This window comes from Herbaspirillum rubrisubalbicans, assembly GCF_003719195.1.
Classification (GTDB): Bacteria; Pseudomonadota; Gammaproteobacteria; order Burkholderiales; family Burkholderiaceae_D; genus Herbaspirillum; species Herbaspirillum rubrisubalbicans.
This window is the reverse complement of sequence record NZ_CP024996.1, coordinates 3,607,979-3,618,623: the sequence shown is the minus strand read 5'-3', so window position 1 is coordinate 3,618,623 and position 10,645 is coordinate 3,607,979. Positions and strand designations below refer to the sequence as shown.

At 62.7% G+C, this 10,645-nt stretch carries 11 protein-coding genes; 6 read left to right on the top strand and 5 right to left on the bottom strand.

All coding sequences use genetic code 11. The annotated features are described in order from the left end of the window. Positions 1 to 22: 22 nt before the first annotated feature. The 4 genes from RC54_RS16135 to RC54_RS16120 all read left to right on the top strand — a co-directional run bounded on the left by RC54_RS16135 (position 23) and on the right by RC54_RS16120 (position 2,088). Complete coding sequence (locus RC54_RS16135; RefSeq protein ID WP_061788969.1) at positions 23 to 874, top strand: hypothetical protein; 852 nt, start codon at positions 23 to 25, stop codon at positions 872 to 874. 9 nt (positions 875 to 883) lie between these two features. Then, positions 884 to 1,276 (top strand): hypothetical protein, encoded by a 393-nt coding sequence (locus RC54_RS16130; protein ID WP_058896095.1) that lies wholly within the window; start codon positions 884 to 886, stop codon positions 1,274 to 1,276. 4 nt (positions 1,277 to 1,280) lie between these two features. After that, positions 1,281 to 1,655 (top strand): helix-turn-helix domain-containing protein, encoded by a 375-nt coding sequence (locus RC54_RS16125; protein WP_017451722.1) that lies wholly within the window; start codon positions 1,281 to 1,283, stop codon positions 1,653 to 1,655. Positions 1,656 to 1,752: 97 nt separating this feature from the next. Further along, a complete protein-coding gene (locus RC54_RS16120; protein WP_017451723.1) occupies positions 1,753 to 2,088 on the top strand; it encodes a helix-turn-helix domain-containing protein in 336 nt (111 codons plus the stop codon). Positions 2,089 to 2,097: 9 nt separating this feature from the next. On the opposite strand, the gene RC54_RS16115 is transcribed toward RC54_RS16120, so the two are convergent. The 3 genes from RC54_RS16115 to RC54_RS16105 form a co-directional block, all read right to left on the bottom strand. Then, positions 2,098 to 3,390, bottom strand: coding sequence for an MFS transporter (locus tag RC54_RS16115; RefSeq protein WP_058896094.1), 1,293 nt, complete (start codon positions 3,388 to 3,390; stop codon positions 2,098 to 2,100). Between the two features lie 129 nt (positions 3,391 to 3,519). Further along, complete coding sequence (locus RC54_RS16110; protein WP_061788968.1) at positions 3,520 to 4,734, bottom strand: ABC transporter substrate-binding protein; 1,215 nt, start codon at positions 4,732 to 4,734, stop codon at positions 3,520 to 3,522. A gap of 64 nt (positions 4,735 to 4,798) precedes the next feature. Further along, the gene (locus RC54_RS16105) at positions 4,799 to 6,109 is read right to left on the bottom strand and encodes a hydroxymethylglutaryl-CoA reductase, degradative (protein ID WP_061788967.1); all 1,311 of its coding nucleotides are present in this window, start codon (positions 6,107 to 6,109) and stop codon (positions 4,799 to 4,801) included. A gap of 187 nt (positions 6,110 to 6,296) precedes the next feature. Here RC54_RS16105 and RC54_RS16100 point away from each other — a divergent pair, with 187 nt between their 5' ends. Next, complete coding sequence (locus RC54_RS16100; RefSeq protein WP_058896091.1) at positions 6,297 to 7,676, top strand: aminotransferase-like domain-containing protein; 1,380 nt, start codon at positions 6,297 to 6,299, stop codon at positions 7,674 to 7,676. A 228-nt stretch (positions 7,677 to 7,904) separates the two neighbouring features. Further along, positions 7,905 to 9,515, top strand: coding sequence for a methyl-accepting chemotaxis protein (locus tag RC54_RS16095; protein WP_058896090.1), 1,611 nt, complete (start codon positions 7,905 to 7,907; stop codon positions 9,513 to 9,515). A gap of 6 nt (positions 9,516 to 9,521) precedes the next feature. Here the strand turns inward: RC54_RS16095 and RC54_RS25900 are convergent, their stop codons facing one another. Both RC54_RS25900 and RC54_RS16090 read right to left on the bottom strand, forming a co-directional pair. After that, positions 9,522 to 9,653: a hypothetical protein gene (locus RC54_RS25900; RefSeq protein WP_255220985.1), complete on the bottom strand. Its 132-nt coding sequence runs from the start codon at positions 9,651 to 9,653 to the stop codon at positions 9,522 to 9,524. A gap of 61 nt (positions 9,654 to 9,714) precedes the next feature. Beyond that, entirely contained in the window at positions 9,715 to 10,623 is a 909-nt protein-coding gene (locus RC54_RS16090) for a LysR family transcriptional regulator (RefSeq protein WP_017451736.1), read from the bottom strand. Positions 10,624 to 10,645 lie beyond the last annotated feature (22 nt).

The window sequence follows — 10,645 nt, the reverse complement described above, 5'->3', positions numbered from 1 at the left end:
CAAACTAAATGAAGGAGAAAAAATGGCAGTCCCATCCGCAGATACCGATGATCAAAATTTCTGGCCCGGCTATGTCGATTCCATGGTCAACATGGTCATGTACCTGTTGCTGCTGATCGCCATCCTGGCTATGGCGGTGATGTATTTTTCCATGCGCGCCCGGGATGAAGCCAAGGACAGCAAGGCGACCGAGATTGAGGTGCCGGGGAAGCCTTTCCCCAAGGCGCTGCCGGGTCCTAACGCGCTCACGCCGGTCACCCCCAGTGCCGAGGAACTGCACGCGCAGATCGAGCAGATGCGCCAGACGCTCAATAACAATGAGGTCCGCTACAAAGCCGATGTGGCCGAACTGAAGGAAAAGCTGCGCGAGAGCGACCAGCGCTTCAAGGCCTCGGGCCTGGCCAAGGTGGAGAAACCCAACCAGAAGGAACGCGGCAACAATATGAAGTCCACGCCGGAGGCCGACCTGGCTCAGGATGGCGCTTCCGATCGCGTGGTCGATGCCAGCGGTACCGCCGGTGCCTTACCCAAAGGGGTGGAGCAGTTTGCCTTGCGTCCCAGTGTGCTGATCGTGCGTTTCCGTCCTGGTACCGTGGACCTGAACACCGGCGAGGCCAAGCGCATGAACGACACCTTCATCAGCCACTTCGACTGGAACGGCAACCGCGAACAGACCTTCACCATCTCCGCGGCAGCGGTGGAAGGCTTGTCCGAGTCCAACCGTATGGCCTTCTATCGCGTGGTGGCGGTGCGTAACCACCTGCTGTCCATCGGCGTGCCGGCAGCTCGAATCCGCCAGCGCATCGAACCGGTCCCGGCGGCGCGCCAGAGCGGCACCGAAGGCCTGGAAATCCGTATCCAGAAGAGCGAGTGAGGATGCCCGATGTCTGAAGCCGCAAGTTCCATCGAGGAAGCCCTGGTTGGCAAGACCACCTATACGCTGGACGTCACGCAAGCCGGTACCGCCCTGCGCAAGATCCCGATCGAAACGATCAAGGACGTGCGCAGCCTGGGCATTGACCTCTTGCTGGTGTTGCGCAGCGGTGGTCAGATCCTGCTGCGGGAGGGAGCGCTGGATGCTCTGGTCAACCCCAACCGTCGCCTGGAATTTAGCGATGGTGTGCTGACCCTGCAGCAGATCTTCATGCAGAGCGAGCAGTTCGACTTCTTGAACCAGTCCGGCTCCAGCGTGGAGTACGAGGTGCACGTGGCCGATGCCTATGGCAGGCCCTTGCCCGAATGGGGTCACGCGGCGGTCTTTCCCTTTGGAGGCTGAGACGATGAATGACACCATCGCCCCCGCCAGCGCCGCTGCCAGCGACTTCGGCAAGCAAGCCATCGGCGAGCGCCTCAAGGGAGTGCGCATGATGAGTGGCCTGAACCAGCGCGACTTTGCGGCGCGCCTGGGTACCTCGGGCGCCTACATCAGTTGCGTGGAACTGGGGCACAGTATGCCGGGCGGTCGCTTCCTGCGGACCTTGCATCGCGAGTTCGACGTCAATATCAACTGGCTCTTGACCGGCCTGCAAGCGGAGTTACCACCGCGTCACGGCTTTCACGTCAAGGTGCTCATCGGCGATTATGTCCGCGCATCAGAACGCGGCAAATCACTGGTGATGGCGGTGGCCAGTTTCCTGGTTGCGCAGGGCGGCTGAAGACATCGGTCAGCGCGTGTGCCGGTAGCCGCCCACTGGCGGCGCCGGCCAGGGATGCGGGCTGCCCGGACTGGTTTGCCCGTATTGAGGAGAGGATATGTTCAGTGAAGAAATCGGTAGCCGGATCCGCGAGATCCGGCTTTCCAACGGCCTCAGCCAGCGCGAGCTGGGCCAGCGCCTGCAGACATCCACCGGACACATCAGCTGGCTGGAAGCCGGCAAGGCCATGCCCGGTGGCGAATTGCTGCTGCAGTTGCATCGCGAGTTCGCGGTGGACATCAATTGGCTGCTGACCGGCAGCGAACCCGAATCAGTGCCCCCCGAGGGCGAGCCCGACGTGCGGCGCCTGGTCGATCATTATTGCCGCGCCGATATGCAGGCAAGAGAGATCATCCGCACTCTGGCCAGCTATGCCGGTCGCACACGCTCTTGACGAAGAAGCTTAACGCCCGGCGCCAACTGCTACTCCTGCTGCGGTAGCCGCTGCCGCGCGCAGCTGCACATCGCGGTTGAGCCGCCATACCAGCACCGAAGCCAGCAGGGTGCTCGCCACGATCACGTAGCCCACCACCTCGAAATGCAGCAATTGTCCATCGGCACCCAGCGTGACGATCTGGCCCGCCACCACTGAGGCCACGCCTCCCGAGAGCTGCTGGATGGAGGCGCTCACGGCATTGAAGGAGCCGCGCTGGGTCGGGGCCGGGACCGACGACACCAATGCCTGGAACGGGATCATGCGCGAGAAGATGCCCAGGAACAGCACCGCATTGACCAGCACGATCATGGGCACCGTGACCGGTCCCAGGTGGGTATAGATCAACACCATGATGATGGACAGCAGCGCCCCGAAGAAAAACACCCGCAGCTTGCCCAGCTTGTCGGCGGCGCGCCCGATCAGCGGACCGAAGGTGATGGTGCACAGGCCGGTGATCAGGTAGACCGTGGGCAGGTGGTGCAGGTCGATGCCCAGGTTGCCCACCAGGTAGGCGCTGCTGAAGGGCATGAGCATGAAGCCTCCCGTCATCAGCAGGGCCGTGGTGGCAAAGGCGACCAGGTAGCGCGGTTCGGCGATGGTGTGATACAGGTGCATCCAGGCGCTGTGTTCCTGCTTGAGTTTGAGGTGAGCATCCACCGGCTGCATCTTGAAGCTGACCACCAGGCCGCCCACTGCCCCCAATCCCGCCATGGCCAGGAAAGGAACATGCCAGTTCCAGGTATTGGACAGGTACAGCCCGATAGGAATACCCAGCACCTGGCTGGCCGCAAACGAAGTCTGGATGATGCCCATGACCCGCCCGCGCAGATGCGGCGCAAACAGGTCAGTGGCAATGGCCAGCGTGATGGAACCGATCACGCCGCCGAACAGGCCGGTGACGATACGCGCCAGCAGCAGGCTCTCGAAACTCTGCGCCAGGCCGCACCACACCGTCCCCAGCACGAAACCGCCATAGAAAAACAGCAGCAACCGCTTGCGGTCGAAGCGATCCGCAAAGCCGGCCGTAAGCAAGCCCGAAGCCCCGGCGCTGAAGGCATAGGCCGACACCACCAGCCCGAACTGTTGCGGCGTGATGCGCATGGCCGGCATGATCAGCGCGCCCAATGGCGACATCAGCATGAAATCGAGAATCACCGCAAATTGCAGGAAGGCAAGCAGGCCCCCCACGGTCTTCTGGTAGCGGGTGAAGCCTGCCAGGGCAGGGGGACTGACGGGGTGTTGGGGCTGGGGCTGACTCAAAGGGGCTCCTTGGCGTATCGGTAGGCAGCAGGGCGGCTTGCAAGAGTAGGCGCAAGCCGGGACTTACGCAAGGTGCCGATGTAAATGGAGCAGGAATGGTCAAGGCAACCCCAACACTTCACCTCCCCATTACTGCTTGAGCAGGCTGCACTTGGAATCGGCCACACTGGTGAAGGCTTGTTCACCCGGGATGGTATCCAGCAATGTCAGGTAATCCCAGGGCTGCTTGGATTGGGCCGGCGACTTGACCTGGTACAGGTACATGTCGTGGATGTTGCGACCGTCGGCTCGGATATAGCCCTTGTTGTAGAAGTCGTCGATACGGGTCTTCTTCAGTTGCGCCATCACCTTGGTCGCATCATCGGTGCCGATGGCTTCCACCGCCTTCAGGTAGGTCATGGTGGCCGAATAGGCGGCAGCCTGGTGCGTACTGGGCATCTTCTTCATCTTCTGGTAGAAGCGCTGGGCGAACTGGCGCGAGGCGTCATCCTTGTCCCAGTACCAGCTGTCGGTCATCATCAGCCCCTGGGCATTGGCCAGCCCCAGCGCATGGATGTCGTTGATCACCATCAGCAGGCCCACCAGCTTCATGGTCTTGGTCACGCCGAATTCCTTGGCGGCCTTGATCGCATTGACGGTATCTTCGCCGGCATTGGCCAGGCCCAGGATCTGCGCCTTGGAAGCCTGGGCCTGCAGCAGGAAGGACGACAGGTCCGAGGATTGCGGCGGATGCTTGATCGAGCCCACCACGGTGCCGCCACTGGCCTTGACCACGGCGGCGGTATCGTTGGCCAGCGAGTGTCCGAAGGCATAATCGGCCACCAGGAAGAACCAGGACTTGCCCCCTTGCTTGATGACCGCGCTGGCGGTGCCCTTGGCCAGGGCCACCGTGTCGTATTCGTAATGCACGGTGTAGGGCGTGCATTCTTCGTTGGTCAGGCGTGCCGTGCCGGCGCCGATGTTGATGTAGACCCGTTTCTTTTCGGCCATCACCTTGTTCATCGACAGCGCCGTAGCCGAATTGACGCCACCGATGAGCATGTCCAGGCCACGTTCGTCGACCCATTCGCGGGCGCGGGTGGCGGCGATGTCGGCCTTGTTCTGGTGGTCCGCCGAGAGCACTTCGATGGGCTTGCCCAGCACCTTGCCGCCGTAGTCGGCCACCGCCATGCGGATCGCCTCCAGCCCGCCCAGGCCGTCGGTGTCGGCATAGGGGCCGGACATGTCGGTGATGAAGCCGATGCGCACTGCATCATGGGATGCCTGGGCCAGTGCCGGCCCCGAAAAAATGCCTGCCATGGCACAGGCTGCTGCCAGCCGGCCTAGCGTGGTCGATGTGGTCATGTTCTTGTCTCCTGTTGTTATTGGCCGCCTGCGGCGGCTGGTGTGCCAATCGTGTGCCTGCGGTTCAGCCGCCGCGGCGTTCGGCCAGCAGCGCCTTGGCATAATCCACGCGCACGTCATGCTGCGCCACCATCTGCTGCACCAGCCAGTCCATCTCGCCCGGTTCGGCACCGGCTGCCAGGGCAATGTTGCGCGCATGAAGCGCCATGTGGCCGCGCTGTATGCCTTCGGTGGCCAATGCGCGCAGGGCGGCCATGTTCTGTGCCAGGCCGACCGCCACGGCCACCTCCGCCAAGTCCTGCGCGGATTGCACGCCCAGGATCTTCAGCGCTGCGCGCGCGGCGGGATGGGTCTTGGTGGCACCGCCCACTAGGCCCACCGGCATGGGGATTTCCAGCGTGCCCACCAGGTCGCCATCGGCGGCGATCTCCCAATGGCTCAGTGAGGTGTAGCGGCCATGGCGGCAGGCATAGGCATGGGCGCCGGCTTCCACCGCGCGCCAGTCGTTGCCGGTGGCCACGATGACCGGATCAATGCCATTCATGATGCCCTTGTTGTGGGTGGCGGCGCGATAGGGATCGACGGCAGCAAATTCATAGGCATCGACGATGCCATCGATGACCTCTTCGCCGCGGTAGGCGTTGGTGGCCAGTACCTCTGCAGAAACCTTCACTCTTGCCCTGGCCAGGCGCAGGTCGGCCAGGTTGGAGAGGATGCGCAGGCGCACCTTGCCGGCGGTGATCTCTTCGATGTGGCCGGCCACTGCTTCGGCCATGGTATTGACGGTATTGGCGCCCATTGCATCGCGCACGTCCACGATAAGGTGCGTCACCACCATGGCGCCGCGCCGGGTATCGGGGAAGACATGCACTTCGATGTCGCGGCAGCCGCCGCCCAACTGGGAGAGCAACTGGTCGCGGCTGTTGGCGATGGCGATGATGGCCTGGCGCTCCTTGAGGATGGTCAGCCGCGCGCCATGCGGATCGCTCACGCCGATCAACTGGATCTGGGCGCGCATGAGTGGCGCGCTGCTGGAGGTCTGGAAGCCGCCACAGGTGCGTACCAGCTTGGCCATGAAGGAAGCCGCAGCCACCACGGACGGTTCTTCCACCGCCATCGGCACCAGCACGTCGCGGCCATTGAGCTGGAAGTTGGTAGCCACGCCCAGTGGCAACTGGAAGGTGCCGACCACGTTTTCGATCATGCCATTGGCGGTGGCCAGCGGTAAGCCGCCCGGCTCGCCCAGCAGTTTCTGTGCGTGTTCGTCCAGTCCGGTCACGCGGGCTACCTCGGCCAGGCGTTGGGGTGGGGTCATCGTGCGCAAACCAGGCAGGCGCGAGTCCATGAGCTGGGCAGGGTGGGCATCACTGTGCATACGCTTGTCTCACTTTTTGTCGTTATATGAAGGTTTGGGCGGGCAGGGCCGTGGTATCGGCCTTCTCCGACGCTGGCAGAATAGCAAGGGTGTACCATTGCGCATGGATACAGTTGCCACCAACAGTCAGGCAACTGTACCCAGGACAATCCCTTTGCATTGCAGCAAGATCAGACGATCCAATGCCATGGCCCAGACCCTCACTCAGACCCTGGTGCAGTCGATCCGCCGCCAGATCGCCGATGGCGCCTATCCTCCGGGCAGCCGCCTGCCATCGATCCGTGTGCTGGCCTCGCAGCATGGCTGTGCCAAGAACACCATCGTCAACGTCTTCGAGGAGCTGACGGCTCAGGGTGTGGTCGAGCCCCGGCGCGGTGCGGGGTTCTTCGTGTGTGCCACGCCGCCGCGTCCCAAGGAAGAGGAGGAGCGCAGCCTGAGCCGCGCCATGGACGTGGTCTGGCTCATGCGCGAGCAGTTGAAGCACGATCCCGGCCATCTGCGCCTGGGTGATGGCTTCCCGCCGGTGGAGTGGCTGCATGACGTGCGGCTGGACAAGTTCCACCAGAAGGTGGTGCGCACCGGCATGGGCGCGCTGTTCGGCTATGGCAGCCGTTTCGGCTACCTGCCGCTGCGCCAGCACCTGGTGCACAAGCTCGCGCAGCATGGCATCGAGGCCGCCACCAGCCAGCTCGTGTTGACTCATGGTGCCAACCAGGCGCTGGATATCGTGATCCGCCACTTCGTCCGTCCCTGCGACCGGGTGCTGGTCGATGAGCCCGGTTACTACATGTTGTACGGCAAGTTGAAGCTCTCCGGTGCGCGCATCGTTGGCATCCCGCGCCAGGCGGACGGGCCCGACATCGAGGCGCTGGAGCGTGAGCTGAAGGCATCGGGCAAGCCGCCGCTGTTCTTCACCCAGTCGCTGGCACACAATCCCACCGCCTCCGATACCTCGCCGCACAAGGCCCACAAGATCTTGCAACTGGCTGACCGCTACGATGCCCTGATCGTCGAAAACGATGCCTTCGCTGACTTCAAGCCGGCCACTGCGCCCCGCATCGCCACTCTGGACCAGTTGCGCCGCACGCTCTACCTCGGCAGCTTTTCCAAGTCGGTCTCGGCCGCCTTGCGGGTGGGCTTTATCGCCTGCCATCGGGATCTGGCCAGCGACCTGGCCGACATCAAGATGCTGGTGCACGTGAGCAGTTCCGAATACTGCGAACGCACGCTGGACGTGATCCTCTCCGACGGCCACTTCAGCCGCCATACGGCGCGCCTGCGTGAGCGTCTGGCCCAGGCTACCGATGCCGCCTGCCATCAGTTGCAGCAATTGGGCGCCGAGCTGTTCTGTGCACCCCAGCAATCCATGTACCTGTGGGCGAGATTTCCCGGCTTTGCCGACGCCAAGCAACTGGCACAGGCACTCATGGCACACCATGTGGTGTTGGCGCCGGGCAGCATCTTCCATGTCGAAACCGAACAGAAAGTGCCCTGGTCACGTTTCAATGTGGGACTGCTGGCCGATACCCGCTTTGCCGCCGCGATGGCCGAGTTGCTTGCGGGATAAGGCTCATTTCCCTCATGCTGGGGCATTTGCTCTGATGCTGCGGTGAAGCGAGGAAGTGAGACCGCATTGCCGGTTTGTTCACTCAGGGTCTATCTTTCTTGTCCAGCCAGGTTCTGCGTGCCATAGTGGAGGTCAGCGACGGTCAGGGACTGTCGTACTTAAAAAATAATGACATAAAACCAACAAAAATCGCTTTCTCCCGGAAGCGCCAATAGGGACGGACCTCACATGAACATTCTTGGCAACATGAACATCGGCAAGCGGCTCACGCTTGGCTTCGCCGTTATCCTGGCTTTTTCTGCCGTGGTGGCGGCCATCAGCTTGTGGCGGCTGGAGCAGGTTGCATCTTCTACCCGCGAGATGATGAATGCTCCGCTCAAGACCGAGCGCCTCGTGGCGGATTGGTACACTAACGTCAACGCTGGCATCGCACGTACGTTGGCGATCGCCAAGAGTGCAGATGCTTCGTTGGGGCCTTATTTTTCCAAGGACGTGACGGCCTCTAGCAAGATGTCGTCTGAATACCAAAAACAGATTCAGACCCTGCTTTCTACTCCAGAAGAAAAGGCCTTGTTTGACAAGATCGGCGAGCAACGCAAGATTTATCTCTCTTCGCGTGATGAAATCATCAAGCTCAAGGCCGCCGGTAATGTGGAGGAGGCCATGCGCGTTCTGGACAAGGTATTTGTGCCGAACGCCGCGGTTTTCCAGCAGTTGATGCGTCAGCTGGTCGACATACAGCGCAAGGAAATGGATGAGAGCGCCATGCAGATCGATGCCATCTCGGCGCAAAGCCATATCATCATCCTGGTGCTGGAGGGCTTGATCCTGCTGCTGGGCATCGTGCTGGCGCGCATCCTGACCCTGGGCATCACCAAGCCGCTGCAAAACGCCGTGGTGGTCTCGCGCAAGGTTGCCGCGGGGGACCTGTCGGCCAGCGTACAGGTCCATTCGCAGGATGAGACCGGGCAACTGCTGCAAGCGCTCAAGGACATGAATGACAGCCTGCGCGGCATCGTCTCCAACGTGCGCAGCGGTACCGATACCATCAGCACCGCTTCTTCCGAAATCGCCACCGGCAACCTGGATCTCTCCTCGCGCACCGAAGAGCAAGCCGGTTCTCTGGCCGAGACCGCCTCGGCCATGGAGCAACTCATTTCCACCGTGCGCCAGAATGCCGACAACGCCCGCCAGGCCAGCCAACTGGCGCAGTCGGCCTCCAGCGTGGCCGAGCAGGGCGGTGGCGTGGTCAGCCGGGTGGTTGACACCATGGGTGCCATCAATGCCTCTTCGCGCAAGATCGTCGACATCATCGGTGTCATCGATGGCATCGCCTTTCAGACCAACATCCTGGCCCTGAACGCTGCGGTGGAAGCAGCGCGTGCCGGGGAGCAGGGGCGAGGTTTTGCGGTGGTGGCCTCCGAAGTGCGCTCGCTGGCCCAGCGCTCGGCTTCGGCGGCCAAGGAGATCAAGGAATTGATCCATGATTCCGTGGCCAAGGTGGGCGATGGCAGCCGCCTGGTCGAGCAGGCCGGCAGCACCATGCAGGAGGTGGTCAGCAGCGTGCGCCACGTCACCGACATCGTGGCTGAAATCAGTGCGGCCAGTGCCGAGCAGACCAATGGCATCGAACAGATCAACCTGGCCATCACCCAGATGGATCAAGTCACCCAGCAGAATGCGGCGCTGGTGGAGCAGGCCGCGGCGGCGGCGGCATCCATGCAGGACCAGGCCGGTCGGCTGGCGCAGATGGTCAGTATCTTCCGTCTCCATGAAGGCGAGGCGCTGGCACAGCGCGAGATCGACGTGACGCCGGTCATGCCCGGGATTGCACATTGAGCTAGGTCAGGTGGGCAGCGCCTTCAATGCTGCCTGGTAACCCCACCAACTGGCTTCCTCGAACAGCGACAACCCGGACAGGTCACTGTGGGCGTAGAGGATCTTGCCCTGTGCCTGCTGCAGCCGGCGCAGGTGCATCGGCAACTGATCGAGCGCCAGGTGCGGGTACTGCCGCTGGTATCCCGTGCCTGACCAGGACTCAGAGGCGCTGCTTCCAGTAATCCGGCTGCGCATAGGCGTGACGCAAAAAATCCACGAAAGCCCGGATGCGTAAAGGCAAGTGGCGGCGCTGCGCAAACACCGCATAAATGGACGGTGCCGGGGCGGCAAACTTGTCCAGCACCGTCACCAGTTCGCCAGCCTCGATGGCCGCGCCGACTTCCCACATCGACCGCCAGGCCAGGCCGCGCCCGGCCAGCGCCCAGTTGTGCAGTACTTCGCCATCATTGCAGACCATGTTGCCGCCGACCTTGTAGACGCTCACCTTGCCAGATTGCTTCAAGGTCCAGCCGCGCTGGCTACCTTCGCTGCTCATGGCCAGGCAGTTGTGACGTACCAGCTCATCGGGGGTTTGTGGAGTGCCGTGGCGGCGCAGGTAGGAGGGCGCAGCGACGATGACGCGATGGTTCTCGGCCAGCTTCACGCTCACCAGGTTGGAGTCGGTCAGGGTGGCGATGCGGATGGCCACGTCGATGCCTTCGCCGATGACGTCGGCAATGCGGTCGTTCAGGTTCAGCGTGAGGGTGACGTCGCGGTGCTCGGCCAGGAAGGAGGGCAGCAGCGGCGCCACGTGATGACGACCGAAGCCGGCCGGGGCCGAGATCAGCAACTGGCCGCTGGCGCGGGCGCTGCGTTCGGAGACGGCGGACTCGGCATCTTCCAGGTCAGCCAGGATGCGCTGGCAGTCTTCCAGGAAAGCCGCCCCCTCGTTGGTCAGCACGATCTTGCGGGTAGTCCGCTGCAACAGCTTCACGCCCAGGCGTTCTTCCAGTGCATCCAGGCGCCGACCGATCATGGCCGGCGCGATGCCCTCGGCACGGGCGGCTGCGGAGAGGCTACCGCGTGCGGCGACCTCGGCAAAGGTGGAAATCTGCTTGAATTGATCCATGAGCCCTTCCTTGGAGTGCCGG

Coding starts and splice junctions, on each gene's coding strand:
- RC54_RS16135 (WP_061788969.1), top strand. CDS start 23: ATGGCAGTCCCATCCGCAGATACCGATGATCAAAATTTCTGGCCCGGC.
- RC54_RS16130 (WP_058896095.1), top strand. CDS start 884: ATGTCTGAAGCCGCAAGTTCCATCGAGGAAGCCCTGGTTGGCAAGACC.
- RC54_RS16125 (WP_017451722.1), top strand. CDS start 1,281: ATGAATGACACCATCGCCCCCGCCAGCGCCGCTGCCAGCGACTTCGGC.
- RC54_RS16120 (WP_017451723.1), top strand. CDS start 1,753: ATGTTCAGTGAAGAAATCGGTAGCCGGATCCGCGAGATCCGGCTTTCC.
- RC54_RS16110 (WP_061788968.1), bottom strand. CDS start 4,734: ATGACCACATCGACCACGCTAGGCCGGCTGGCAGCAGCCTGTGCCATG.
- RC54_RS16105 (WP_061788967.1), bottom strand. CDS start 6,109: ATGCACAGTGATGCCCACCCTGCCCAGCTCATGGACTCGCGCCTGCCT.
- RC54_RS16100 (WP_058896091.1), top strand. CDS start 6,297: ATGGCCCAGACCCTCACTCAGACCCTGGTGCAGTCGATCCGCCGCCAG.
- RC54_RS16095 (WP_058896090.1), top strand. CDS start 7,905: ATGAACATTCTTGGCAACATGAACATCGGCAAGCGGCTCACGCTTGGC.
- RC54_RS25900 (WP_255220985.1), bottom strand. CDS start 9,653: ATGCACCTGCGCCGGCTGCAGCAGGCACAGGGCAAGATCCTCTACGCC.
- RC54_RS16090 (WP_017451736.1), bottom strand. CDS start 10,623: ATGGATCAATTCAAGCAGATTTCCACCTTTGCCGAGGTCGCCGCACGC.